Raw genomic sequence first — 26,826 nt, 5'->3', positions numbered from 1 at the left:
GGGGGCTGTCTATGTCCAAAGAAAATTATTTTCAAAAAGCACTATCCAATTTTACATTTGAAGTAGCAAGCGACGGTGCCATCCGCCATCTGGCCGGGCACGGATATACCGTCCCCCAGATATCCAAAAAGCTTAATTTTCCCACACCTTATGAACGCATTCAGCGAATCGTATGGGAATCGATGCTGGACAACCGCATACTTCTTCTGGAAGAGCCCGGAAATGCAGGCATTCACAAAAAAATCTCCTACATTCAGGATAGGGACAGCTACGGAAGAACCAGCTTCCGTCAGGTTATTGTCAGTGAAGCTACGCTGCCGGAGATTCATTGGACTACCTATACTTATGATCCCGATACACATGGTCCACTTTCCGACTTACTTTCCGCAAAATATGCTGCAAATTCTGAAGATGCCTATGCATCCTGCGATTTCGGTCTGCGGCTTTTGAAAGATCCTGCAGGATTCTCAGACTCTCTCAAGGTTCTGGAGGAAAATCAAAGAGAGTATATCCTCGGTCTTCCCTGGGTAAGCTCCGTCGTCTACCACCGGCTCGATTTGCGGATGCGGACGATTCTTGTCAGATTATATGAAAATGACCTCTATCAGGGATGCTGTTATTTTGGAACAACCGGCGAGAAAGTTATTTTGAACTGAATTGCCGGAAAGCTTTTTTATCTTTAGGGTAAGTGCAATGACGTTCGTTGTATGTGCATGGTAAATGACTCTGTGCGCACCATTGGTTGCCAACTTTTTCACTTCATGATTCATAAGATGGCTAGGCAGTTCACTGGTCGGTCTTCCTCCGTTTACCAGGCCCCAGCAGATTCTGTAATTTTCACCTTTTTCATCCAATTCTATGATACAGATGCTGTCTTCCGGATCCAGGATGACGTTGCGGAAATATTTTCCGCTTCCTGTTACCATGAAGAATTCTCCTGCCAATTCAGGCACAGAAGTTCCGATTTCTTTCCATTCTCCGTCAAGACTGAGATATTCTTTTACTTCTTCAACCTCTTCCTCTTTCATGCGGTAAGACAGGTTTCCGCCATTTCTCTCATGCCATCCCTGCTCCCATCCGTCATTACACATACGAATAAATCCCTGTACAAATTTTACATCCATAATACTCATAATCTTTTCTCCTTCCAAATTTAGTTTCTCTTGCTGAGTACTTCTGCTTCGTATTTTTCTACTTCTTCAAACCAGCCTTCAGCTGCCACACCACATCTTCTGCAGTATTCTTCCCAGACATCTCCCAGCGGAAGTGTCTTGATTTCTTCCTGGAGCACCATTTTCTTAGACATCTGATTCGTATCCTGAAGTTCTTTAAGCATCTCGTTTGGTGTGCAAAGGGCATTTAAGAGTGCTTTCTGGGAACTTCTGAATCCGGTTACCCATGCAGAAATACGGTTAATGGATGCATCAAAGTAATCCAGTGCGATATAAGTACGTTCTATACCTCTTTCGCAGCGGACAATTTCTTTTGCGATTTCTTTTGTCTCATCATCAAACAGAACCACATGGTCGGAATCCCAGCGAATCGGCCGTGTCACATGCAAAGCAATCTCCGGGAAAAATGTAAGTAATGCCGGAATTTTATCTGAGACAACTTCTGTCGGATGATAATGTCCGTTATCCATAAGCGGCAGGCATTTATCAATATTTGCCGCTGCATAGCTGAGTGCATATTCTGCGGATCCCACCGTATAAGCCTCGACTCCGATACCAAACACCTTAGACTCTACACATGGTTTTAACATCTTTGGATCGTATGGTTCAGAAAGGATCTCATCAATTGATTCTTTATAGCGCACTCTCGGTCCCATACGGTCCGCTGGGATATCCTTGTATCCATCGCCTGTCCAGATATTCATAACACATGAGATTCCTGTCTGCTCAGCAAAGTAAGAGGAAATACATACGCATGCTTTTCCATGCTCGATCCAGAATCTTCTCGTCTCTTCATCCGGACTGGACAGCGTCAGACCGTCTTTCACCTTATCATGTGAGAAAAATGTCGGGTTAAAGTCCAATCCCATTCCTCTCTCTTTTGCGAAATCAACCCATTTCTGGAAATGCTTTGGTTCCAGTTTGTCACGGTCTGCAAATTCACCGTTTTCAAAAATTGCATAACATGCATGCACATTGATTTTTTTCTTTCCCGGCATCAGACTCATTGCCTTATCCATATCAGCCATAAGCTCTTCCGGTGTTCTTGCTCTTCCCGGGTAATCTCCTGTGGTCTGGATTCCACCTGTGAGCGGCCCTTCATGATCGAATCCGATCACATCATCTCCCTGCCAGCAATGAAGAGAAACCGGGATATTTCTGCATTTCTCAATTGCCGCCTCTGTGTCTACACCAAGCTTTGCATAAATTTCTTTTGCTGATTCATAACGTGTTGCCATAATCATTCTCCTTTTCCATTCTATTTTTTGTTGGCTCTTATAACTGCGGTCTGTATACTTTTACATCAAAAGATTCCCGCACACACTTTCTTGCTTCAAACAGAGTGTTGAATCTTCCGTCCCATATCATCTGAGCCATCATATTTCCGATTGCAGTGGCCTCTCCCGGACCGGCATATACTGTTTTCTTTGTTGTGTTGGCTGTCAACTGGTTTAGATAAGCAGCATTTGCACCTCCACCGATGATATAAATTTCATCGTATTCCCTGTGTGTGTTTTCTTCGATCTCATGTACCGTCTTCCCGTAACACTCAGCCAGGCTCTGATAGATGACTGTCGCGATCTCTCCGACGGACTCCGGTACTTTCTGGCAGGTATATGCACAATAATCTTTGATTGCCTGAATCATACTGTCCGGAGCCAGAAATACTTCATGATTCACATCGACCCGTGACGGGAAATCTTTACATGCTTCTGCCATTTCACAAAGCTGTGCAAAGGAATATCCGTCATTCAGTTCATGCCATACAGACTGGATCATCCAGAGTCCCATAATATTTTTCAGATAGCGGGACCGGTAATCATACCCGCCTTCATTGGTGAAATTGGCTTTTCGGCTTTGTTCTGTACAGATTGCATCTGCCACCTCTGTTCCCATGAGTGACCACGTTCCGGAACTGATATACAGCCCTTCCCTCTCTGCTTTTGGCATCGCCATCACAGCCGATGCCGTGTCATGGCTTGCACAAAGGACCACTATCAGATCATATCCGATCTCTTTCTGCATTTCTTCTGTCAGATTTCCCACAACGGTTCCCGGCATAGACAATGGAAGGAACATCTCAGAAGGATATCCAAGACTTTGGATGAAAGCTTCATCCCATTGTTTATAAAATGGATTCACAAGTTGTGTCGATGTTCCGTTCGTATACTCCGACAATTTATTTCCGGTCAATAAGAACTGGAAATAATCCGGCAGCATCAAGAATGTCTTTGCTTTTTCCAAAAGTTCCGGTGTGTTCTGTTTCACAGCCATAAGCTGGTAAATGGTGTTGAATATCTGTTTCTGGATACCGGTCTTCTGATATAACTCCGGTTCCGGTATGATCTTGTATACTTCTATATCCATTCGTGTTGTCCGGCTGTCCCGATAGCCATATGTGTCCCCAAGAATCCGGTCATCTTCATCCAGCAGTACATAATCGACCGCCCACGTATCAATAGACATACTTACAGGAATTTTCCCGATCTCTTTACACTTTTTCATTCCTGCCACAATTTCCGAAAACAATCTCCGGACGTCCCATAATTTTTTCCCGTCCCGGATATCCATTCCATTTTCAAAGCGGTAGATTTCTTCCAGAATCATTTTTCTGTTTTCCAGATGCCCCAGAATATGCCGCCCGCTGGAAGCTCCGATGTCAACTGCCAAATAATAGGTCTGCATTTCATTTTCTCCTTTCTGTATCCCTTCCTGTTAAGGTAAATATACCAAAAATCATCCCGCTGTTTTAGATTCTGTTTTGACCAAAAAACTGTCCTTATTTTCCATATTCACATCTGGCCCGGAACACAGCTGGCTCTCTCCGGTATAGAAAGCAAAAAAATAAACAGAACCGGTGGTTATCACCCATTCTGTTTATTCTTCTTTCGTTAAATTCTTATTGTACGATCGTTCTTATGCTCCAACCTGTATTTTCTCGGCGTCATTCCATACCGTTCTTTGAACTTACGGTAAAAATAGCTTTGGTTCTCATATCCTACAGCTACCGCAATCTCTTCAATCGGAAGATCAAATTCTACCAGCAGCATGACTGCCTTCTGGAATCTCTTGCGCTGCAGCAGCTCCTGAAATGTAAATCCTGTGGTCTGTTTAATCATTTTACTCAGCACCGAGAGCGACTGGTGAAAATCTTCTGCGATTTTCGACAGCGTTGCCGTCTTATACCAGGTATCGATGTAAGATAACGTTGACTGCACAACCACATCCTTATAGCTCTGTGAGGAACTCTGTGTCAGACAATCAACATGGCGCAGAAGATACAGAAAAACGATCCCCATGGAATATTGATTGATGCTGTCTTCATTCTACTCATCATTCAGCATGGAACTGATCATATTTTCCATGAGGTTCTCAATTGCCTGATTCTCTCCCAGTCGGAACACCAGATAATGTGATACCGGATGATTCTGTCGAAGTGTGTTAACAAGAAATTCCGCCAGTGTATTATTCTCTTTCAGCATCTGGAGCGGGATATCAAAGAACTCAGGCAGTGCGATAAAATTAATCCCGATATCCTCATACTCAGCCCGCCGGACTCCGTGCTGCACGTGCTGATTAAGAAGAAGCAGATCGCCCTTCTGCAGGGTCACTTCCTTTCCATCCAGATAATGGGTGATCGTTCCCTGACACACATACATAATTTCAATGTAATTATGCCGATGGGCCGGGAAATCGATAAACCGGCTGTGCAGGCGCACCGTAATCAGACGTCCCTCTTTCAGGAAACGGTTACGATCAATTTCAAATTTAATTTCACTGGTATAAAGTTCTTTGTTGGCAGTCGCATTTCCGTCCAGATAGCTCTGTTCTTCCGGAGATATCTCCTGCATTTTACTGATTAATTCGGGGTTCATAGTTTCCCGTCGCCTCTCTGTCTGAGATTGATTATAATGTTCCTCCGAAATCGGTCCAGATTGCCTGTCCGGTAATCGCGCGTGACTCATCGCTTGCAAGGAACAACAGAATATTTGCAACATCATCCGGCATACACGGCTGGACTTTCAGATCACTGTGCTTTGCCATCTGTCCCATCATATCCGGGTCAAGAGTTGTCGGATCGGTTCCTGCAACCATAGGTGTCACGATCGTTCCCGGGCACACTGCATTACAACGGATATTGGTTCCTGCAAAACGGAGAGCTGTATGGCGTGTCACGCCGATTACTGCCGCCTTGGAAGATACATAAGCTGCACCGCCGCATCCCATAACACCAGCAATAGAAGCCACATTTACGATAGAACCGTAACCAGTCTTTGACATTTCTGCTGTAGCGGCACGCATGCAGTACATGGTTCCTTTCTGATTGATCTCAACGATCCGGTCCAGATCCTCGTCTTTGAAACGATCGATTGGCTTCAGACCTTCTTCAAGAACACCTGCATTATTGATCAGGATATCTACTTTTCCATATGCTTCAACAGCTTTTGCTACCAGCTTGTCAGCATCTCCTTTTTTGGAAATGTCTGTTACAACCGGAAGGACTTCTCCTCCTGCTTCGCGGATTGCATCAGCAACATCCTTAAGCTGCGCTTCTCTGCGGGCACTGATCACAACTTTTGCACCTTCTTTTGCAAAAAGTTTTGCTGTCGCAGCACCTACTCCGGAATTTCCTCCAGTAATGATAGCTACTTTTCCTTCTAATCGGCTCATTTCATCGCCCTCCTCTTTGTTATTTTTTTAACACATAGTTAATTATAACCGTTCTCTTACAGCAGGTCAATCTGTTTTTTCCAATGCTTAATTTATCATTCTGCCATTTCCATCCTTGATTTTCTTCGGAAAAATCCGACTCCGATTCCGATGTCCTTTCCGGAAAGGATATATTCTTTTGCCCGTTTCTGAAGTACGGTGACTTCCGGATAATTCTCTTTATCTTCCCTGACCTCCGCAAAAATACGCTGTTCTGCCTGCGGAAAACGATGATGTATATTTACAATTTCAAACAGATTCTGGAACTGTATAATATTACTTGTTTCCGGCAGTATCTCCTTAAGCGCCGGTACAAGAAGCCAGGAATCACAAACATATGCTTCATAGCTTTCTCCGAAGAATTCTTCAGCCTGCCGGAACGATTTTCTGCACTCTGTAATATCCAGTTTCTCACCTGCCGGGATATGTACATTGAGCACTTTCGTACCAGCTTCCAGCTTTTCGCTCTTTCCTGTCATATCTTCCTGAAGTGTCATAGGTTCAAACTGGATTCTGCCCAGACGGAACAACCTCATCTTAATAGAAAATGCAATCCATCCGGCTTCATTTATTCCGTAGACACCGTATTTTCTTTTGCATTCCTCACACCAGATCGTAATATCATAAAACGTATCCACAAATATTTTTTCTGCTATGCCCTGTCTCTTATATTCTTCATATACTTCCAATGCCAATTTCAAATAAAAAGAGAGAAGCCACTGCAGATGATTCTCACTTTCTTTCCATTCTCTCAGAAATGCTCTCGTATCTTTGTAAAACAGATCTTTCTTTTCATTATACATTTCCTCCTCCAGGAGAAATCTGACTACTGTCTCTTGCGCTTCCTCCGGGAGACGAATCTTATTCATAAGTTCTTGTATTTCCATACCTAATGTCCCTCTTTCGTTTGCATTTCATATTTATTAAATCAGACTTTCCCATAGTTGTAAAGTTCATAACTTTCCAATATCCAAAACAGGAGTGGAACTTTCGTCACCCTCCTGTTCTTATTCTTTTAAGATGGACTATTCCGCCAGATGACATGCCACCTTATGCCCACTCTTTACCTCTCTAAGCTTCGGTTCTTCCTGCCTGCATTTTTCTGTCGCATACGGGCACCGCGTGCAAAACGCACATCCTGCAAACTTCTCTGTCCTCACCGGCTGCTCCCCATTAAGCGCTGCCACTTCTCTTCTCTGTATATACGGATCCGGTGCCGCCGCAAAGAGCGCTTTCGTATAAGGATGAAGCGGATTTTCAAATAATTCCTCCGTTCCCGCTTCCTCCATCATGGAGCCTAGATACATGACTCCAACTCTGTCCGATATATACCGCACAACCCCAATATCATGTGAGATAAACAGCAGACTGATTCGAAGCTCTTTCTGCAGATCCATCAGCATATTCAGGATCTGGGCCTGAATGGACACGTCCAGTGCGGAGACCGGTTCGTCACACACGATCAGCTTCGGCTGAATGATCAGTGCTCCTGCGATTCCCAGACGCTGTACCTGACCGCCGGAAAGTTCATGCGGATAGCGGAAATAATGTTCTTCCGACAGTCCCACTTTCTGCAGGATTTCAAGCACCGTCTCCCTGCGTTTCGCAGCATCGCCCATACCGTGAATGATTAGGGTCTCTTCCAGAATATCCCCGATACGTCCTCTCGGATTGAGTGCGGACAAGGTATCCTGGAACACCATCTGCAGATCCTTTCTAAGTGGTCTGAACTCCCGATCACTCAACTTGCAGAGATCCTTCCCATTATACAGAATTTCTCCACTGTCCATCTTGTTAAGGCCTACGATGGCACGTCCGGTAGTCGATTTTCCGCATCCTGATTCTCCCACAAGTCCATAGATTTCTCCTTCTTCAATATAGAAGGACATATCATTGACGGCAATCATATGCTCTTTCGGTGCAAACAGCTTATTCGAAGTTCCCCGCAGCGGATATGTCTTTTTCAAATTCTTTACTTCCAGCAAATGTGTCCCCATACCTAGTCCTCCTGTTCCTGCTTCTTTGCATCCGCATATTTCCAGCATTTTACAAGATGTCCCGGCTCTGGCTCACAGAGCGGCGGCTGTGCCTTTTGGCATCTGGCATCCGCATCCTTGCATCTGGTACAGAAATGGCATCCTTCCGGGATTTTTGTAAGTGGAGGTACCGTTCCGGGGACAACCGGAAGGTGCTTGCCTTTCTCCACGCCCAGATGCGGAATACATGCCAACAGTCCTTGCGTATACGGATGAAGTGGCTTTTCAAATAATTCTTCTGTCAATGCTTCTTCAACGACCTGCCCGAGATACATAACTCTTACACTGTGGCAAAGCTGTGATACAGCTCCCATATCGTGTGTAATAAACAATACTGACATTCCCAGCTTATCGTTTAATTCCCGGATCAACTGCAGAATCTGTTCCTGAATCGTCACATCCAGGGCAGTGGTCGGTTCATCCGCAATCAGGAGCTTCGGCTCACATGCCAGTGCCATTGCAATCATAACTCTTTGCTGCATCCCTCCGGAAAGTTCAAACGGATACTGTCTGTAGCAGTTCTCCGGATTTGGTATCCCTGTAATCTTCAACATCTCGACTGCACGCTTTTTCGCTTCCTGTTTTGACAGCTTTCTGTGAAGAATCAACACTTCACTCAACTGTTTGCCAACCGTATGCACCGGGCTTAACGAGGTCAGTGGATCCTGGAAAATAACAGAGATCCGGTCACCTCGAATGTCTCTCATTTTCGAGAGCGGAAGCTTCAGAAGATCCTGACCTTCAAAAACGATTTCTCCTTCATAACGCACTGCCGTGTCATGATCTCTCAGTCTGAGAATAGACTGGGACATCACACTTTTCCCGGATCCGGACTCGCCAACCACACCGGTAATTTCTCCCGGACGAATGCTCAGATTCACGCCATCTACCGCGGGATACCATTTTTTATGAACCGGGAATAATACCCGAAGATTCTTAATCTCAAGGATCGGCTCCTTGGCTGTTTTATTCGTATTCTCATTCATTACCTTTTTGCCCCTCCTTTTGTTCTCGGATCAAGGAAATCCCGAAGACCGTCTCCCAGAAGGTTCAGGCTCAGTACACAAAGTATCACGGCGGCTCCCGGTACGATCATCGTCCACGGTGCTTTCGAAAGAACCAGTTTACTGGCCTGAAGCATATTGCCCCAGCTCGCCGCAGGTGCCGGGATTCCCGCTCCCAGAAAGCTTAATGAAGCTTCCGAAATGATTGCCTGTGCAAAAATAAAAGAAGCCTGAACCGTCAAAGGAGAAATAACGCCCGGCAGAATCAGTTTCCACAAGATGCGAAAACTGCTTGCCCCTTGTACCTGTGCGGCCTCCACATAGGTCTGTTCCCGTATGACCATCGCACTTGCCCGGACAGTCCTTGCAACACTGGGCGTATACACAATCGTCAGCGCCCAGATTACATTCCAGCTCGATGTTCCAAACGCGGAAATCAACGCAACTGCAAGCAGAATTCCGGGAATTGCAATCAAACCATCACAAATCCTCATCAAGATCTGATCCAATACTTTAAAATAGCTTGCATACAGACCGATGATGGTTCCTAGAATGCATGAAAATGCAGCTACACAGCCGCCAACCCATAGGGACACTCTCGCCCCATACATCACGCGGATAAACAGGTCACGTCCCAACTCATCGGTTCCCAAAAGATGCCCTTTCCCGGGAGGCTGCAAACGATCCGCCACTACCATGGCGTTCGGATCTGTTTTATTAAGAATCGGCACCAGAACCGCAAACAACAAAATGATCGCAAATCCGATGAATCCGATAATCAATCCCGGACTTGCCAGAAGACGTTCTTTGCGGAGCTGGCGCTGTTCCTTCAGAATCGCCACACTGGCATCCGAAGCACTTTTTCTTGTAAAATACATATCTCCACCTCCTACTTGCGCCCCGGCTGAAGCCTGGGATCAACGAAGCCATACAATATATCCACAACCAGATTGACCAAAACATAAACAAGTGTCACAAAAAGAACTACACCCTGGATCAGGAAAATGTCCCTCCGGTTGATTGCTCCCATTGTCAGCATTCCGATTCCCGGAATATTAAACAGTGTCTCCGTTACGATCGTTCCAGTTACCAGACTTCCGAAGGACTGTCCGACAGCCGTAAGAATCGCCGGCGCCGCATTTTTCAGCGCATAGGTCAGAAGCACTTTCTTTTCTTTCAGTCCCTTTGCCCGGGCTGTCCGGATAAAATTCTTATACAGTACTTCCAGAAGAGAGGATCGGGTCATTCGTGTAATATAGGCCGCCTGTACAATTCCAAGAGACAATGCCGGAACAAACAGGTACCTCAGATGCTCCAAAAGTCCCTGATCCAATCCGACATACCCGGAAACCGGGAACCAGTGATGGTAAACACCGAAAAACAACATAAGAAACATACTAAGCAGAAATCCCGGGATTGCAGTTCCGAGAAGAGATGCCGTTACCGCCGTCACATCCACTGCGGTTCCTCTTTTATACGCCGCAACAATTCCAAGCGGAACAGAAAGAATCAAAGCAATGATCTGTGCCAGAATGGCAAGACTGATCGTGGGACCAAAATATTCGGCAATGGCCTCAAGTACAGACTGCTGAAGAAAATACGATCTTCCCCAGTCCCCATGAAGTACATCCATGAACCAGTCTGCATACTGCACCAGAAACGGGCGGTCAAAGCCAAGTTCTGCATTCAACGCCGCAATCTGATCCGAGCTTGCCTCCAGCCCCAGAAGCGCCGTTGCCGGGCCTCCCGGAATCAGATATGTTACCAGAAAGACAACCACAGATACAACGAACATGACCGGAATCAGGGACAAGATACGTTTCCCAATGTATTTTAACATAAGAGATTAACTCCTTTCTCTTGATATCGTTCTGGAAAATCTAATTTCCAATAAAATCAAAGAAGCGGCGGTTGCATACAAGCACCGCCGCCATCCTGCTATCGCATATTTTCAAGTTCAAGATAAAACTATTTTGTTGCGGTCCAGTAAATCGGGAATCTTACATAGCCGACTCCGTCCACTTTCTCATTTGTCAAAATAACGTTTGTAAAATGTCCGAGAACAGTTGCTGCACCGTCTTCATACAGGAATGTCTGGAGATCTGCCCATGCTGCAGCTGCTTCTTCATCGGATGCTGCAGAACGAATCTTCGTAATTCCGTCTGTTACTTCCTGACGGTCTAATCCTGCCCAGCCTTTATCCAGTACAGAAAGCTGAACCGGAAGCATATTATAGCTGTTGCTTGTAATAAACATGCTGAACTGCTTCGGATCAGAACGATGTTCCATAAAGGTGCTGAAATCATAGCTTTCTACTTCGGCATTGAACCCCGCCTGTTTCAGCTGTTCCTGTACAACCAGTGTTGCATTGTACATTTCTTCATAATCCGGAGTCGTTACGAGAACGATCTTCTCATTATTATATCCGGATTCAGCCAGAAGTTCTTTTGCTTTTTCTACATCATTCTGATTGTAGTATTCTTTACCGGCATCGGTTCCCCACTGCTTGTCATCTGGGTTACACCATCCTGCATTGATTTCATACAGACTCGGATCTCCGTAAGCTGCCAGAAGAACATCATCACAGTTCAGAGCTGCAAGTGCTGCCTGTCTTACTTTTTCATTTGCCATAATACCTTCTGTTGTATTCAGGAACAGGTTCAGTGTACCGCCGCTCTGGATGATCAGCTTCAGTCCTGATTTCTCAGAAAGCTCCTGATATCTCTCAAGCGGAACATCTTCTGCGATGTCATACTGACCGTTCTCTACACCTGCAATACGGGTTGCAGAATCGGTTACTACGCGGAAATAGATCACATCCGATACAACATCCTTCGCATCTGCGAGACCGGTAGACGCATTCGGTGAAGGCTGATAGTCTTCATAGCGTTCCAGCTTCACATACTGATCTTGCTTCCATTCAGCCAGTTTGTACGGGCCGGTTCCGATGTATTCCGTAATTCCTTCTTCAGAAGCAGATTCTACGACCTCTTTTGGATAGATTGCCGCAAACTGAATCGGACTTGCAAGAATCATGATAATGTCAGAAGAAGCCTGATTTGCTGTCATCTTTACGGTATAATCGTCTACTTCCTCAAATACAGAACCACCGATCAGTGTATTTGCTTTAGCAGAAAGCTCCAGCCAGCGATTCATAGAAGCTACTACATCATCTGCTTTCATTTCTTCGCCGTTATGGAACTTCACACCCTGACGAAGTTTGAAGGTATAAACCATTCCGTCATCGCTCACTTCATAGGATTCAGCCAGCACCGGAACCGGTTCATAGTTTTCATTCATCTGGAATAATGATTCATAAATATGTACACCAATTCCTCCAACCGTATTGGAATTGACAGTCGGCGGATCCAGTGACGGCGGATTTGCCGCAATCGCTACGTTGAGTTCAATCGGTTCTGTGGTCGCTGCATCGGATGCATCTGTCTTGTTATCTGTACTGCTTTCCTTTTTGCCGCAGCCAGCCAGAACAAGCGTCGCACACATAACGAATGCAAGAATGCGTGACAATGTTTTGTGTTTCATACTTTATTTCCTCCCAAATTTGTATTTATATATTAAGTATAATAAACATACTGGGTAGTATCAAATTCAAAATAATGATAGATTTTGTCTATTTATTTGTCTTATCTATAAACCTTGACTGCTTTACTGTACAAAAATCAATCCTAAAATGTATAAACTCTTTTCTATATATTTTTCATAGTTTCTGGAATACGGAGCAGAAGCCAAATATGATTTGGCGCTTACGAATTATGAAATAGAGCGTAAAAATGCCCGTGGATTTCAGCCGCACACATGCTGAGAAATCCCGGGCATTGTTCAGGTACGCCTTGGCAAAATTATAATTCCACCTCAAACGGCAGATGTGAAAGAATATCTTTCTCGGCATCCACTCCAGGAAATACTTCAATCAGCTTTAGTCCTTTTGGTGTCAGCCGGAATACACACCGTTCTGTGACATACAGTACCTTCTGACCGTTGGCAATGGCCCGCTTAGCTGAGAAACTAATGCTTTTTACTTCCTCTACAAACTTCGGGATCGTACCTTCCTTTTCAATTGTAACGACCCCTTTCTTCTGGGAAACCTCAAGTCCCTTGGTATTAAACGTCAGGCAGAACACAACCGTCGGTGTTTTCGCTGTAATATTGGCAAATCCTCCGATTCCCGCAAAGGCCCCCGGGCCACGGTGTGCGTTGACATTTCCCTGTCCGTCCACTTCCAATGCTCCCATGAAGCAAACATCCAGCCCGCCATTATCATAAAGGTCAAACTGGTTGGCCATATCATAAACTGATGCTGCACCGATCATGGCGCCAAATGCCTCCCCGGATACCGGGAATCCACCGATTCCTCCGGACTCAACCGTCAATGTCACCATATCCAGCATTCCGTTCTTTCTTGCATGTCTGGAAACCATTTCCGGAATACCGATCCCGATATTCACAATGTCATCCAGGCGCAGCTCCATTGCTGCCCTCCGGCCGATGATATTTCCGACGGTGTTGTTCTTCGAAGCTTTCGAAGAAACCGTATCGATCTTCTCATTCCACATATTCCACTCTTCATAAGGAATCTCAAAGCTTCCGGTCAAAGCGGTATACGCTTCATTCCGTTCTTCCGGTTCTGTCACAACAATTGCGTCCACAAGGCACCCCGGTATGATTGCGTTTCGCGGACGGGAAGGTGTATTCACAAGACGGTCCACCTGCACGATCACCTTTCCATGATTCGCCTTAACCGCCTGACAGATGGACAATGCGTCACCGGACATAAACATATCATCAAAAGAAATATTTCCTTTACGGTCTGCTGCCGTTCCCTTGATCAGAGCAACTGTAAGTTTCGGCAGCTTATAATAGAGAAATTCCTCCCCATCCACTTCGACATGTTTGACCAGAGAATCATCAATCGAAATCCGATTGATTCCAGGCCCTTCCATTCTCGGATCCACGAAAATATCCAGCCCCACCTTGGAAAGTGCTCCCGGCAGTCCGCCCGCCTGTGCACGGATTGCGTGAGAAATGCAGCCCAGCGGCAGATTGTATGCCTCAAACCGATCCTCCAACACAAGCTTCTTCGTACTCATCATAGCGCCAAAATGCCCACAGATCAGTCGGTCTACAGCACCTTCCCGAATATACCCTTCCGCATTACGGTTTTCATCCCACACACCGAAACCGGCACTGGAAACAATCGTCAGATGTCTGGGTGACTGCATCCTCTGGTACCTGTCAAAGAGTGCCTCATGAAGTGCTACAGGATTTTCAATTCCTACAAACGAATTTACACAAATACAATCTCCGTCCCGGATCAGTCGAATTGCCTCATCGGCACTCATTATTTCATACATGAAAAATGTCCCCCTCATAACATAACACAGCACCGGTGAACAAGGAATCCTACATCCTGCCTGCCGATGCCGTTCTACTCATAAATCTGTAGCTATTCTATCAGAATCATTGTATAAAGTCCAGAACTTTCCTGTTATATTGCCTCAATTCTACCGTTCCTCCAGGAATTCCCGCCGATACTGGGACGGTGTGATTCCTTCTGTCTTTTTAAATACCTTGGTAAATACCCGATAATCTCCATATCCGGTCTGTTCTGCAATCTCCACCATGGAAAGCTGCGTAGACACAAGGAGTTTCTTCGCTTTCTCCATACGGATATTTGTCAGATAAGAGAGAAATCCTACTCCGATCTCATTTTTAAATAACTGGCTGATATACTGCGGATTCAGATGAAATTCTTCCGCCAGTACGGAAAGACTCACTTCTTCGGCCAGATGTTCCTGCATATATCTGGTGATCCCGGTAATCACACGCTCGTTCTTCACTCCTGCCTTTCCTTCCTCCGACACCCGCTTTTCATACAACAATATCTTCAGATTATCAATACAAATTCCAAATTCTTCGTAATCAACCGGTTTCAGAATATAATCCGTGATCTGCAGACGAAGCGCCTGCTGACAATACGAGAAATCATCATATCCGGACACAATAACAAAAGCAATGCCCGGATGTTTGATTCTGCTGAGCTGAATGACCTTTAGTCCGTTCATAATCGGAATGTTGATATCCATGATCACAATGTCCGGACAAAGTGTATCGATCCGCGCCAGTGCCTCCATTCCATCGGCTGCTTCGCCAACAACTTCACAGTCATGCCCTTCCCAGTCAAACAGACGTTTAAATCCTTCTCGTATCATAATTTCGTCATCCACCAGCCGCATCAGAAGATCTGCTACTTTCTTGTCATCATTTAACTGGGCCTGAATCCGGATCGTGTCCAGTGTATTATAGAGGAAATGGGGATTCACCTGACTTTTCAAATAAAGCATGGACATCTTCTGTTCCGTCAGTTCTGCACGCAGAATGTCCGGATTCTCAAGCGTCAGATAGAAAGCCATCGTCATCAGAGTCATACCCATTCCGCTGATAAGCCAGGTCGGATTCACCGCCTGCAGCAAGGATACACATACTTCGATCACAAGAGCTGCACCAATCGCCTTTTTCTTCTTTCCGTCAATCTGGTTCCAGTGGCAAAACAGCAGCCAGATAAATCTTTGCCACCAGATCAAACCGCCGAGGTTTTCCAGTCTCCTCTTCCACCAAGACCGCAATATACTGGTAGAAAAGATAGACAACAAATACCATCGTTCCGATAAAAAAGCGATGAAAAATATCATTCAGAATTCTCGGCACTGTGTCCAGATGATTCACTGTATAAACGGTTACCGCATCAAATACAAGATGAACCAGTACCGCAATCAGAAGAATCGAAAATGTTTGATGTAGCCTCGAGTGTTTCTGCCCTGCCGAGAAATAGACAAACGCCACGAATGTCAGGACCAGAAACAATGCTATTTCCATTCGAATCATATACGCTCACTCCTATGATACTATTGTAATTTATTTTCCTACATCCGGATAGAGACAGAATGCAGGGAAGTGTGTCAGTTTTATAGAAATTTAATTGACATTCCTCTTTCAGGCGATATAATAGTTCTAATTTAAACTATCCAGGAGGGACAATATGCCCGTTTCGGGATCAAGGAGGTACACTAACGATGGAAATACTCTACAAAATTGTCATTTGTTTTATTGCAGGAATGGGCGCAGGACTGGGGACCGGATTTGCCGGAATGAGTGCAGCCGCTGTCATAAGTCCCATGCTGATTACATTTCTGGGCATGCCTGCATATGATGCAGTTGGAATCGCACTGGCAAGTGACGTCCTTGCCAGTGCTGTCAGTGCTTATACTTACGGCAAAAATAAGAATCTGGATATCAAAAACGGTCTTGTCATGATGATCACCGTCCTGATCTTCACGTTCGTTGGAAGCTTTGTGGCAAGTAAAGTCCCAAATTCAACCATGGGAAGCTTTTCCACATGTATGACACTTCTGGTCGGCATCAAATTTATCGTGAAGCCGGTTATGACAACCAAAGAAAAAATGGCATCTGTCAGTCCGAAAAAACGATTTGTTCAATCGGTATTAAGTGGTATGATCGTAGGCTTTATCTGCGGTTTCATCGGCGCCGGCGGCGGAATGATGATGCTTCTGATCCTGACCAGTGTTCTGGGTTACGAACTAAAAACCGCTGTTGGTACCAGCGTATTTATTATGACCTTTACAGCATTAACCGGAGCGGGAAGTCACTTTATGATCGGCGGTATGCCGGAAATGCTCCCTCTGATCCTCTGTATTCTCTCAACACTGTTATGGGCACGCATTGCTGCCAAATTTGCAAACAAGGCAAGTGCAGCAACACTCAATCGTTCCACCGGAATTGTACTTACCATCTTGGGCGGTGCAATATTCCTTGTCAATATTGTCAGCTAAAAATAATGGGATACCACCGGTATCCCATTATTTTTTATCAGAAATCACAATACTATCTTGTCAATTCCAGATACAGCTCCTTATACTGTTTTGCTGAATTCTCCCATGAAAAGTTCTTGTCCATATCTCTCTGAACCATCTCATCCCAGCACCAGCGATTTGTAAAGAATAATGTCTTTGCTCTGTTAATAGCATCCAATAACAAGCCTGCATCATAACGGTCGAATGTAAATCCGTTTCCTGTATTCGTAAACATGTTATATGGTTCAACAGTGTCCTTCAGTCCACCGGTCTCACGAACAATTGGAATTGTACCATAATGCATAGCAATTAACTGGGTAAGTCCGCAAGGTTCAAACTGCGAAGGTACCAGTAAAGCATCTGCACCCGCATAAATTCTGTGAGCTCTTGTTTCATCATACATGATGTTGGAGCATACATTTCCCTTATATGCATTCTCATAATAACGGAAAGAATTCTCATATACATCATCTCCGGTACCAAGTACAACGAACTGGGTATGTTCATCCATAACCTGACGAAGAATGGTATTGACAAGATCCAGTCCCTTCTGATCGGTCAATCTCGAAATCAGACCAATGACAAACTTATGGTCATCCTGAACAAGTCCCAGCTCTTCCTGCAGTTTCCGCTTGTTTTCCCTCTTCTTCTCTAATACATTCGTGATGTCATAGTTTGCATACAATCTGGAATCTGTGCTGGTGTTCCAGATATCATAATCGATACCGTTGACGATACCTCTCAATTTTCTCCAGTGATGTCTCAGATGCGCATCCAGTTTCTCTCCGTAGTATGCTGTCTGAATCTCACCGGCGTATGTATTGCTGACAGTTGTAATAATATTAGCGTAAGCCAGTCCTCCTTTTAACATATTCGCATCGTTGTAGTTTACTTTCAGTGCATCTTTGTTAAATACGTAATCCGGAAGTCCTGACCAGTAGCGGATCGTCGGAATATTGTAAATACCCTGGAAACGCAGATTATGGATCGTTAAGATCGTCTTTGCAGTAGTCAGCTTTGTATTTTCGAATAAAGTTCTAAGATATACCGGAACCAGAGCTGCCTGCCAGTCGTGACAATGAATGATATCCGGAACCCAGTTCAGATAATTCAGTGCTGCAAGTGCTGCCTTGGCGAAATAGCAGTATTTCGGAATATCATCAATCAGATTCGTATATGGATTTCCACTGCTGAAAAATTCTTCATTATCAATAAAATCATACACAACTCCATCCCATACATATTCCATAATACCTACATAATAGGATCTGCCGTCTGCACACAGATTCATCTGGAAGGATCCTTTGTATACCATCTTCTCCTGATATTTCTGCGGTATACATTTGTAACGTGGGATAATTACCTTCACATCACAATTCTGTTTAACTAATGCCTTCGGGAGCGCGTACATAACATCACCCAAACCTCCGGTCTTCACGAATGGATAGCATTCTGAACCGATAAATGCGATACTTCTTCTTGGACTCATATATACCTCCTGTTTCGGTTCTTCTTTTACCTCTTCTGCCGGTGCTTCTTTGGTTTCCTCTGCCGGTTCTTCCTCAGCTGCCGGTTCTTCTTTCGCTTCCTCTTCCGGTTCTTCCTCAGCTGCCGGTTCTTCTTTCGCTTCCTCTTCCGGTTCTTCCTCAGCTGCCGGCTCTTCTTTCGCTTCCTCTGCCGGTTCTTCCTCAGCTGCCGGCTCTTCTTTCGCTTCCTCTGCCGGTGTTTCTTCTACTACCGGTTCTTCCTTTACTTCTACTACTGGTGTTTCTTCTGCCACCGGTTCTGCCTTAACTTCCTCCGTTTTCTCTTCCTTTGCTTCTTCTGCCTTTGGCTCTTCAGCTTTCACTTCTTCCGTCTCTTTTTCTGCAGGTTCTGCTTTTTTCCTGGTAGTTTTTCTTGTCGTTGTTTTCTTTGCCGCAGTCGTTTTCTTTGCTGCTGCCCTCTTCGTAGTTTTCTTTTCTTCAGGCGCTTCCGTCTTCACTGCTTCTGCCCCTTCTGCTTTTTCAGTTTCCTTAACAATTTCTTCTTTCACGATTTCTTCTCCCGGCTCTGTTGTCAAAGCAGCTTCAACCGTTGCTTTTTTTGTAGTCCTTTTTGCCGGGGCACTTTTCTTTACTGTAGTTTTGGTAGTTTGTTTTCTTGCCATTTTATACCTCTCCATAAAAAATTCTAATTGTTCACTGTTTGTAATATTTAGAATCTTATACTATTATAGCACACAAATCCACAAATGGGCAAATTTCGTGTTCTTTTTATAAAGTAACTTTCAAATACGCCTCGGCGTACTTGCTGCGTGGCAGGAGTCTTATCTTCTTTCAAGATAACTCAGTCCAGTTCCACCAGAATCGCCCGACAAGGTGCCCCATCTCCGCCACCCAGATTTATCGGTGCCGCATTCAGGAAATAGCATCCTTCGGGAACCTTATCCAGACAGATTCCTTCCAGCAATACAATTTCCGCTCCCAGAAGTTTAAGATGCACTTCCATTGGTGCATCCTCCGGTCCTACCGTCTGAGATTCATTTCCAAGCAGAAATATCCCTTCTTCTGCAAATACATCAGCTGCCTCCGCCGACACAACAGCCTTTCCCTTAATCAAGATTCTCTTTTCAAAGTCCCGGCCGATCCGTCTTGCTTTTCCCATAATGGCAGCCGCATCCTGTGCAGTCATAATTCCATTGTGTTCTGTCACATAAGCATTTCCGATAGATTTTTCCAGTTCTACCTGGTCGATTGTTTTTCCTTTCTGTAAGAAATGATATGGAGCATCCACATGCGTTCCGTTGTGGGCACACATTCGAAATGCCGATAAATTGCATGGCGAATCCTTTGATATCACGGATAAGATCTCTTTTTCAGGAGCCGGATCTCCGGGAAATACATTGCATCCGAACACTTCCTGCGAAATATCATATATTCTCATCTCTTCTCCCTCCATTAACCCATTTCATCCAGTATATCACTTTTTTGAAAACAATATTGACAATCATCAATTATTTTCTTTTAAGATAAATACAAGATACATCATCCAAGATGCCGTATCTCCGGTCTTCACAGTACCTGCATCAGCACCTTCTGTTACACAGTCATACATGATCTTACTTTTTTTCCGAGAAAAATTTAAGAAAGCTTTAATATTTATTTAGTATTACCCTGACATTTTATTCTTCCCGAACCGGATTCGATACGCTAACTTTATGATCATACCATTTTCCTTTCGTTCCAATCAGCGCAAGGTCAAATTCTTCATCCAACGCCGGAACCGGAACATCAAATCCATTCACTTCTTCCGTCGTTCCATCACTATAGGTAACCGTATCTTCGGTAGGAATCAGAAGCTCCGCTCCTTCTTTCACGGCAGCCTCTGCAAGTCCCGGATAGAGATTGACAATATTTTTCGATGTAAGTGAAATGTGAATCGTCATCTGACCATCCTTAACCGTCAGAGTTCCTTTTCCGTCACAGGCTTCATTTACATGAAACATGCTGCTGTCAGTTTGGAATTCTGCACTGTAAATTCCGTCTTCCAGTTCAGCCTCCCCGGCTTCTTCACTCTGAGCTGTATCTTCCGTAAGTGTCTCGGTATCTGTCTTTGCAGCTTCTTCTTTCTTTCCACATCCGAGCATCAACGCGGATGCCAGTATTGCCACTCCAAGCATGGCTGCTATTTTCTTCTTCATACTTCTGATCCTCCCATTATTTATCAATGACTGCCGCAGTGTGATCAACATAAATCTGCTGAATAGCCTCGATTCCACCAAGTCCTGCAATCTGCACATCCACTTGTTCAAAAAATCCGGAATTCTCAAACAGACTCTTCCATGAATCTTCATCCTCTCCGGCCATATCATTATTTGCGTGATCCCCCGCCACAACCATCAACGGCCGGAGAATGACCTTTTTATATCCCGCATTTTTTACTGCTTCAATAATTGCCTCGCAGGAAGTTTCTTCCGGTTCCCCTTCGACGGTCCCGATAAATACATTGTCGTAGCCGAGTACCTGCATCTGTGTCTGCATCTGGCTGTAGGAAACTTTTGCCGTATGGGAGGTGCCATGTCCCATAAATACAAATGCCGTACCATCTTCCTTCGCTGCATCGAGGCTGTCATATCCTGCTGTTTCAACAGCCTGTGCCGTCACTGCCTTTGCAACAGCTTCTTTATCTGAATTGATTGCCGAAGCATCGCTTCCCACTTCACCCAGAAGCGGTTCCGAAACCTTTACGGATTCAAATTTGTCCTGGTAACGCTCCACTGCTTTGACCAGTTCATCATATTCTGCTCCATGCATCAAGTGGGTCGGCTGTACGATCAGATTCTTCACATTATTTTTCACTGCACGCTCCAGAGCCTGATCCATATTGTCAATACATTCTCCGTCTCTCGCCTGTATGTGATTGATGATAATCTGCGATGTAAATGCTCTTCTTACGGACCAGTCAGGATATGCCTCCTGCAGGGCATCTTCTATTCCTTTAATATCTTCCACGCGGCTGTCATTGTAAGATGTTCCGAAGCTGACTGCCAGAAGTTCATTTTCTCCGATTCCATCCTGGTTCCTTGAATCGTCGGCGGATGCGTCTCCGGTATCTTTTCCAAAATAATCCGGGTCCGCATTTTCTCCTTCTACCAGTTCCTTCTGCTCATCCGTCAGTTCATCCCATGCTTCTTTTGCAGCCTTACACGCTTCATCCGTCTGATCGTTTCTTTCCTGAACATAGATTGAGTCTATCAAATCTGCCACCTCATTCGCTGCTTTCTGATCATCTTCTGTTTCTTTGGTCTCCTCTTTTTCTTCCCCATTTCCACCAGAACATCCTGCTATTGTTAATGTGCTGATTACGGAAACGGCCAGTAGAATTGTGAGTAATCTTTTCTTCATTCTGAATCTCCTCCTTCTTATTTTGTCGTTCTCCCGATAATGCGTACAACAAAAAAGAGGTGCCTTTCCCATATCGTCGGTAAAAGGCACACTTCATAATAACATACGCAAACAGCACTCTCTCCAAAACAGCCGGTCTTTCACCGGTGCCTGATGATGAGAATGTGGAATATGACTCTTATCGGTTGCGACCAGTTACTCGTGGCCTGTGGGTTCTTCCCACTCCGTTGTTTGCAGGCAGGTCTCCTGACTTACGGATCCAGATCCAAGGCCGCCTTCCCAATTGCTCAGTGACATTTCTGGCCTTGCACTCCCCGTTTACAGTGACGAGTTCGTACAGGACTTCCACCTGTTTCCCTTTTAATCAGACAGCTAATGCTGTCTGAACCTGACGAACATACCTTATCACAACCCGCCTGAAATGTAAAGCCTGCTTCTTCGTTTTCCCCGATTCCAAATTCAATCGCTGCATGTTCATCTATTTCGGCCGGACCACTCCGGGCGACAACTCCTGCACATAACATAAAAAGACGGCTCATCACCGCCTTTTTATGTATTATTCTTCTTTCTCCGGAAGATCGATCTGTGGACGCACATGCAATTCCTTCGAAATATATTTGCCATCCTTTCGATGCTGCTTCACACATTCAGTCAGTAAAAATTCAATCTGCCCGTTCAGTGAACGGAAATCATCTTCAGCCCAGGCTGCGAGGGCATCGTACAGTTTTGGTGATACCCGAAGCGGTATCTGTTTTTTCGTTTCTGCCATATTAGTAAAGACTTCCTGTATTTACTATCGGCTGTGCATCATGATTTCCACAAAGCACAACCAGCAGATTAGATACCATCGCAGCTTTTCTTTCATCGTCTAATGCTATTGTATCCTTCTCTTCCAGCCTTTCAAGTGCCATCTCCACCATGCCCACGGCTCCGTCAACGATCATTTTTCTCGCATCGATGATCGCAGAAGCCTGCTGTCGCTGAAGCATGACTGCCGCAATCTCCGGAGCATATGCCAGATAAGTGATACGCGCTTCGATGATCGCAAGGCCTGCTTCCTCCACTCTGCCCTGGATCTCTTCTTTAATTCTTGCCGCAACCACTTCGCTGGAACCGCGAAGGCTTCCTTCATCCGCGACACCGTCTCCTGTGGTATCTACATTCGGAGATACATCGTAAGGATACAGCCGCACAATATTACGGAGCGCACTATCGCACTGCAGAGAAAGGTATTCCTTATAGTTGTCTACATTAAAAACTGCTTTTGCCGTGTCCACCACCCGCCATGTAACGGCAATTCCGATCTCCACCGGGTTGCCGAGGCAGTCATTGATCTTCTGACGGTTGTTATTCAGTGTCATAACCTTCAGAGAGATCTTCTTATTCACCGTCTCCACAGCCTGTCCTGCCTGTGGCTGTGTGAAAATTACAGACCTCTTAGACTGGCTGTCCACGTCTCCGCTCTGGTTCAGCTTTGTCTTCGCAGCCGGATTCACACCTACACAGAACGGATTCACAAAATAGAAACCAGGCTCTTTCAGCGTACCGACATAATTTCCGAAAAGAGTAAGCACAAGCGCTTCCTGTGGTTTCAGTGTCTTAAGACCTAAAAACAAAATCCAGCCAAGTGCCAGCCAGATACTGCAAAGAACCACAAGGATCCAGTATTCGTATTCAATCCCAAAGATCAGACCTACCGTTGCGAGTACATACAGAGCGATGGTCAGAAGCAGTACCGGCATTCCGTTCTTCCTATTGTTTAATGTGATTTCCTTCATGAGTTTCCCCTCCTTTATTTTGATATCAAAATGATATCATATTTATTTCATATGTGCAATATAATTTTGAAAAGAAAATAGATTTTGGATTAAAAAACAAAAGCCGGTGAAATGTGGATTCACACAAATCACTGGCTTTGATTTCTCAATACACTTTCGGTTTATATCTCATGTCATGTACCGAATACACCGTCATAAATGCATCCGGATCCTTTTCATTCATGAATCTCATCAGCTTCTGATATTCATGTTTGTCTACAATTGCAATGATCTCCCGGCGCTTTTCAAGCGTATACGCCCCAATCGCTTCATAGATCGTTGCACCGCTGTGCAGATCGTTCAGAATAAAATCCCGCACCAATTCTTCCTTCTGGGATACAATGCACACTCTTTTCTTTTCGTTCTGCCCGAAAATAAAGTAATCCACCACGATCCCGTTAAAATACGTACCGATCACACTCAGTACAACCGTCTTTGAGTCATAAACAAATGCAGCAGAAAGTGCCACACACATTCCGGCAAGGGACATCGCCTTCCCCAACTCCATATGCAGGAATTTGTTCATGATTTTCGCAACAATGTCCAGTCCTCCTGATGACGCATTGCGGTTAAACAAAATACTGAGTCCCACACTCACCAGCAGGATATAGGCGAGTACATCAAGTGCCTGATCTCCGGTCAGCGACTTATTATTTGGCAGAAGCGCTTCCAGAATCCCCATAAATACCGGAAGCATGATGGATGTATACACGGTCTTATATCCGAATTCCGGCCCGCACAGGATAAATCCGATGATCAGCAATCCTACATTCAGAATCATTGTAATCGCTGAAATCGAAAGCGGGATAAAATTCGATAACACGATAGCCAGACCTGAAATACTGCTGACCGCTGTATGGCTCGGAATCAGGAAGAAAAATACTGCTGCTGCGATGATCGCAACCGCACCTGTAAGGATAGCCATCTCTTTGAACACACCTTGTTTTTTCATGATAACCTCCAAAATATATTTCTTCCATTATCATAGCACAAATTGTGTCTATTGAATATCCTTCCTGCAATATTTCCAATATCCCAGAACAACACAAATGACAGCCACAGCCATCCCGATCAAAATCATTTTCCCATCCAGACAGCCATTTTCCACAATGTCCGCGCTCTCGGCATAGCCAAATGGTGTGATATATTTTAAGAATTCTGCGCTTTCGGAAATATTAGCCACAATGTTCAGGAAATACATCACAGTCGCAATTCCCAGTCCGATTCCGATTCCGCTTTTTCTGATAAAAGCGGAAATTCCAAAACAAATACCAGTCAGTTCCAGCTGCACCAGGAAAAATGCCAGATGGATCAGCGAAATTTCTTTCCACATGATTTCTTCCCCGATTCCCTTAATGGAAACAACCGACAGCGCAAAGATGATCGCATTCAGAATCACGATCTGAATAAGAACAGAAATCAGCTTTTCACTGACAACCCGGCTTCTGCTGACCGGATGTGTAAGCAGAAATTCTGCGGTTCTTTCTTTTTCTTCCTTTGCCAGAACCCCGACTGCAACAAAAGAGGCAAAAAATGCTCCGCCTAATCCCAGAATATTTCCACACTCAACAGAATAGAATCCGATCAGAGTACCAAAATTCAAACGATCCATGCCAAAAGCTGCTGTAAATGCTCCCATGGAAGCGAATATGTCGCTGACACCTTCCATTTCACCTTTCATTTCAGGATACAGCAGCACACAGATTACAATAAAAAAACCGATCGACACCGTCCATATCGCAAGTGCTTTCCAGCCTTGTTTTAATTCATGTTTTGTTAACGTCATTACTGCTCCCCTCCATCCTCATAGTAATGCATAAATATTTCTTCCAGATCCGGCTCTGCGACCGAAAGATCCGTGATATCACTGCCTGCAAGTATCTGGAGAAGTCGTTTGATATCTCCACTATAAAGAAAACTAGATACGCCGTCTGTTTCCTGAAGATCACGTACACCATCCAATCCCTGAAGTGAGATTGCTCCATGAATCGTGATGCGTTTTGCATTGGTGCGGGACAATGCTTCCACACTGTCGCAGGCAATCATACGTCCTTCCCGAATAATCGCCGCTCTCGTACAATTTCTCTGAATCTCTGACAGCACATGGCTGGACAGGAAAATGGTTGTACCCTGTTCATTTTTCTCTCTCAAGACAGAGAAGAATTCCCTCTGCATGAGCGGATCCAGACCACTGGTCGGTTCATCGAGAATCAATAACTTCGGATTATGCTGCAGCGCCGCAACGATCGCAACTTTTTTCCTGTTCCCGAAAGACAGCTCTTCCACTTTCCGGCTCGTATCAAGCTGCAGCCGGTCACATAATTCTGCCGATGCTTTCGCACAGTCTGTCTTCCTCAGATGCGCAGACAACTTCAAAATATCTTTGACCTTCATCCCCTGATAAAATACTGCTTCCGAAGGCAAGTATCCCACTTCAGACAGAATCTGATTTCTATCCTTCCCTATATCCATTCCCAGTATTTTAGCCCGCCCCGAAGTCGGATGGATCAGTCCCAGAAGCGTTCGGATCGTGGTAGACTTCCCCGCCCCGTTCGGTCCGATAAATCCGAAAAACTCTCCTTCTTCTACCGACAGATTCAACTTAATAATCCCTCTTGCTTTACCATAATATTTGGTCAGATCCGTTGTTTCAATTGCCTTCATCGTGTTCCCCCTCTTTTCGTAAATAAATAGATTTCCAGAAATCCACCATTTTCAGGAAATCCCGCTCCATCATGTCCACATCGTACTTCTCATCCTGAATCTTTTCCCAGATATATCCTTCCGAAGCCCAGTACATATCGTTATACATCATTTCGATGTCTATGCCGGGGACAAACTGACTGGAGTCAAAGTTCAGTTGTTTGACATTCTGTTTAAAATCGGCATATTTTGCGATGCTTTTCTGGATATCCGCCCTGACCTCCGGGTCCTTCTCGTAATACACCTTGAGCGCAAATTTCCCAATTTCCGGATACCTCCGCACGATACGCACTTTCGCCTGCGTTCCTTTGTACATAGCTTCAAACAGATCCTTCTGCTCATAACATCCACTTTTCGTCAGTTCTTCAATCGTGAGCTGCGCACAATTCTCCCACAGGAACAAATACAGCTCTTTTTTATTATGAAAATAATAGAATAATAAAGACTTGCTGATTCCGGCTGCATCCGCAATCTCGCTCATTGGACTTTTCTTATAAGAATTTTCCGAAAACACCCGATAGCCGGCGTTGATGATCGCTTCCTGCTTTTCTATCGGAAGGGAAAAGAATTTCTCGTTCATGGCGTTCCTCCTTGGCTTCTCCGATTATT

At 44.8% G+C, this 26,826-nt stretch carries 27 protein-coding genes and 1 riboswitch; of the genes, 2 read left to right on the top strand and 25 right to left on the bottom strand.

Annotation, left to right across the window (positions count from 1 at the left end):
* Positions 1-11: 11 nt before the first annotated feature.
* On the top strand, positions 12-656 hold the full coding sequence (locus ACTNBF_RS01765) for a hypothetical protein (protein WP_427818944.1): 645 nt from the start codon (positions 12-14) through the stop codon (positions 654-656).
* On the opposite strand, the gene ACTNBF_RS01760 is transcribed toward ACTNBF_RS01765, so the two are convergent.
* The 15 genes from ACTNBF_RS01760 to ACTNBF_RS01690 form a co-directional block, all read right to left on the bottom strand.
* Positions 585-1,133, bottom strand: coding sequence for a class II aldolase/adducin family protein (locus ACTNBF_RS01760; protein WP_441016505.1), 549 nt, complete (start codon positions 1,131-1,133; stop codon positions 585-587). The genes ACTNBF_RS01765 and ACTNBF_RS01760 overlap by 72 nt on opposite strands.
* Positions 1,134-1,153: 20 nt before the next feature.
* The gene (locus tag ACTNBF_RS01755; protein ID WP_441088656.1) at positions 1,154-2,410 is read right to left on the bottom strand and encodes an L-rhamnose isomerase; all 1,257 of its coding nucleotides are present in this window, start codon (positions 2,408-2,410) and stop codon (positions 1,154-1,156) included.
* Positions 2,411-2,447: 37 nt separating this feature from the next.
* Positions 2,448-3,857, bottom strand: coding sequence for a rhamnulokinase (gene rhaB, locus ACTNBF_RS01750; RefSeq protein WP_441088655.1), 1,410 nt, complete (start codon positions 3,855-3,857; stop codon positions 2,448-2,450).
* Between the two features lie 206 nt (positions 3,858-4,063).
* Positions 4,064-4,471, bottom strand: a complete 408-nt coding sequence (locus ACTNBF_RS01745; protein ID WP_441088654.1) for a helix-turn-helix domain-containing protein — start codon at positions 4,469-4,471, stop codon at positions 4,064-4,066.
* A 27-nt stretch (positions 4,472-4,498) separates the two neighbouring features.
* Complete coding sequence (locus ACTNBF_RS01740) at positions 4,499-5,047, bottom strand: AraC family ligand binding domain-containing protein (protein ID WP_441088653.1); 549 nt, start codon at positions 5,045-5,047, stop codon at positions 4,499-4,501.
* A gap of 31 nt (positions 5,048-5,078) precedes the next feature.
* Positions 5,079-5,843, bottom strand: coding sequence for an SDR family NAD(P)-dependent oxidoreductase (locus ACTNBF_RS01735; RefSeq protein WP_441088652.1), 765 nt, complete (start codon positions 5,841-5,843; stop codon positions 5,079-5,081).
* Between the two features lie 95 nt (positions 5,844-5,938).
* Positions 5,939-6,769 carry an acyltransferase domain-containing protein gene (locus ACTNBF_RS01730; protein WP_441088651.1) on the bottom strand — a complete coding sequence of 277 codons (831 nt, stop codon included), beginning with the start codon at positions 6,767-6,769 and terminating at the stop codon, positions 5,939-5,941.
* A gap of 138 nt (positions 6,770-6,907) precedes the next feature.
* Positions 6,908-7,879, bottom strand: coding sequence for an ABC transporter ATP-binding protein (locus tag ACTNBF_RS01725; RefSeq protein ID WP_441088650.1), 972 nt, complete (start codon positions 7,877-7,879; stop codon positions 6,908-6,910).
* Positions 7,880-7,881: 2 nt separating this feature from the next.
* Positions 7,882-8,904 (bottom strand): ABC transporter ATP-binding protein, encoded by a 1,023-nt coding sequence (locus tag ACTNBF_RS01720; protein WP_441088649.1) that lies wholly within the window; start codon positions 8,902-8,904, stop codon positions 7,882-7,884.
* Positions 8,904-9,800 (bottom strand): ABC transporter permease, encoded by an 897-nt coding sequence (locus ACTNBF_RS01715; RefSeq protein ID WP_427818935.1) that lies wholly within the window; start codon positions 9,798-9,800, stop codon positions 8,904-8,906. The genes ACTNBF_RS01720 and ACTNBF_RS01715 overlap by 1 nt, the downstream gene beginning before the upstream one ends.
* 11 nt (positions 9,801-9,811) lie before the next feature.
* Positions 9,812-10,762 (bottom strand): ABC transporter permease, encoded by a 951-nt coding sequence (locus ACTNBF_RS01710; RefSeq protein WP_427818934.1) that lies wholly within the window; start codon positions 10,760-10,762, stop codon positions 9,812-9,814.
* Positions 10,763-10,890: 128 nt separating this feature from the next.
* A complete protein-coding gene (locus ACTNBF_RS01705; RefSeq protein ID WP_441024081.1) occupies positions 10,891-12,465 on the bottom strand; it encodes an ABC transporter substrate-binding protein in 1,575 nt (524 codons plus the stop codon).
* Between the two features lie 317 nt (positions 12,466-12,782).
* Positions 12,783-14,294, bottom strand: a complete 1,512-nt coding sequence (locus tag ACTNBF_RS01700) for a CoA-transferase (protein ID WP_427808802.1) — start codon at positions 14,292-14,294, stop codon at positions 12,783-12,785.
* A gap of 150 nt (positions 14,295-14,444) precedes the next feature.
* Positions 14,445-15,524 carry a helix-turn-helix domain-containing protein gene (locus ACTNBF_RS01695; RefSeq protein ID WP_441088648.1) on the bottom strand — a complete coding sequence of 360 codons (1,080 nt, stop codon included), beginning with the start codon at positions 15,522-15,524 and terminating at the stop codon, positions 14,445-14,447.
* Positions 15,469-15,825, bottom strand: coding sequence for a hypothetical protein (locus ACTNBF_RS01690; RefSeq protein ID WP_441016546.1), 357 nt, complete (start codon positions 15,823-15,825; stop codon positions 15,469-15,471). Before ACTNBF_RS01690 ends, ACTNBF_RS01695 begins: the two co-directional genes overlap by 56 nt.
* 188 nt (positions 15,826-16,013) lie before the next feature.
* Between ACTNBF_RS01690 and ACTNBF_RS01685 the strand changes: the two genes are divergently transcribed.
* Positions 16,014-16,790, top strand: a complete 777-nt coding sequence (locus ACTNBF_RS01685; RefSeq protein ID WP_427808805.1) for a sulfite exporter TauE/SafE family protein — start codon at positions 16,014-16,016, stop codon at positions 16,788-16,790.
* A 52-nt stretch (positions 16,791-16,842) separates the two neighbouring features.
* On the opposite strand, the gene ACTNBF_RS01680 is transcribed toward ACTNBF_RS01685, so the two are convergent.
* The 10 genes from ACTNBF_RS01680 to ACTNBF_RS01635 form a co-directional block, all read right to left on the bottom strand.
* On the bottom strand, positions 16,843-18,960 hold the full coding sequence (locus ACTNBF_RS01680) for a glycogen synthase (RefSeq protein WP_441088647.1): 2,118 nt from the start codon (positions 18,958-18,960) through the stop codon (positions 16,843-16,845).
* A 179-nt stretch (positions 18,961-19,139) separates the two neighbouring features.
* Positions 19,140-19,736 (bottom strand): cyclase family protein, encoded by a 597-nt coding sequence (locus ACTNBF_RS01675; protein WP_427818926.1) that lies wholly within the window; start codon positions 19,734-19,736, stop codon positions 19,140-19,142.
* 238 nt (positions 19,737-19,974) lie between these two features.
* Complete coding sequence (locus ACTNBF_RS01670) at positions 19,975-20,493, bottom strand: hypothetical protein (RefSeq protein WP_441049378.1); 519 nt, start codon at positions 20,491-20,493, stop codon at positions 19,975-19,977.
* Between the two features lie 16 nt (positions 20,494-20,509).
* Entirely contained in the window at positions 20,510-21,697 is a 1,188-nt protein-coding gene (locus ACTNBF_RS01665; RefSeq protein ID WP_441088646.1) for a sirohydrochlorin cobaltochelatase, read from the bottom strand.
* Positions 21,698-21,916: 219 nt separating this feature from the next.
* A riboswitch (cobalamin riboswitch) is annotated at positions 21,917-22,105 on the bottom strand.
* 148 nt (positions 22,106-22,253) lie between these two features.
* Complete coding sequence (locus ACTNBF_RS01660) at positions 22,254-22,466, bottom strand: PTS ascorbate transporter subunit IIC (RefSeq protein WP_427818924.1); 213 nt, start codon at positions 22,464-22,466, stop codon at positions 22,254-22,256.
* A gap of 1 nt (position 22,467) precedes the next feature.
* Complete coding sequence (locus tag ACTNBF_RS01655) at positions 22,468-23,475, bottom strand: SPFH domain-containing protein (RefSeq protein ID WP_441028647.1); 1,008 nt, start codon at positions 23,473-23,475, stop codon at positions 22,468-22,470.
* Between the two features lie 145 nt (positions 23,476-23,620).
* Complete coding sequence (locus ACTNBF_RS01650; protein ID WP_441088645.1) at positions 23,621-24,466, bottom strand: YitT family protein; 846 nt, start codon at positions 24,464-24,466, stop codon at positions 23,621-23,623.
* A gap of 48 nt (positions 24,467-24,514) precedes the next feature.
* Positions 24,515-25,300, bottom strand: a complete 786-nt coding sequence (locus ACTNBF_RS01645) for an ABC transporter permease subunit (protein ID WP_441088644.1) — start codon at positions 25,298-25,300, stop codon at positions 24,515-24,517.
* On the bottom strand, positions 25,300-26,178 hold the full coding sequence (locus ACTNBF_RS01640; RefSeq protein ID WP_441088643.1) for an ATP-binding cassette domain-containing protein: 879 nt from the start codon (positions 26,176-26,178) through the stop codon (positions 25,300-25,302). Before ACTNBF_RS01640 ends, ACTNBF_RS01645 begins: the two co-directional genes overlap by 1 nt.
* Entirely contained in the window at positions 26,165-26,797 is a 633-nt protein-coding gene (locus ACTNBF_RS01635; RefSeq protein ID WP_441088642.1) for a TetR/AcrR family transcriptional regulator, read from the bottom strand. Before ACTNBF_RS01635 ends, ACTNBF_RS01640 begins: the two co-directional genes overlap by 14 nt.
* Positions 26,798-26,826 lie beyond the last annotated feature (29 nt).

Source organism: Bariatricus sp. HCP28S3_A4 (genome assembly GCF_052066395.1).
Taxonomy (GTDB): domain Bacteria; phylum Bacillota; class Clostridia; order Lachnospirales; family Lachnospiraceae; genus Allocoprococcus.
This window is presented reverse-complemented; position numbering and strand designations above follow the sequence as displayed.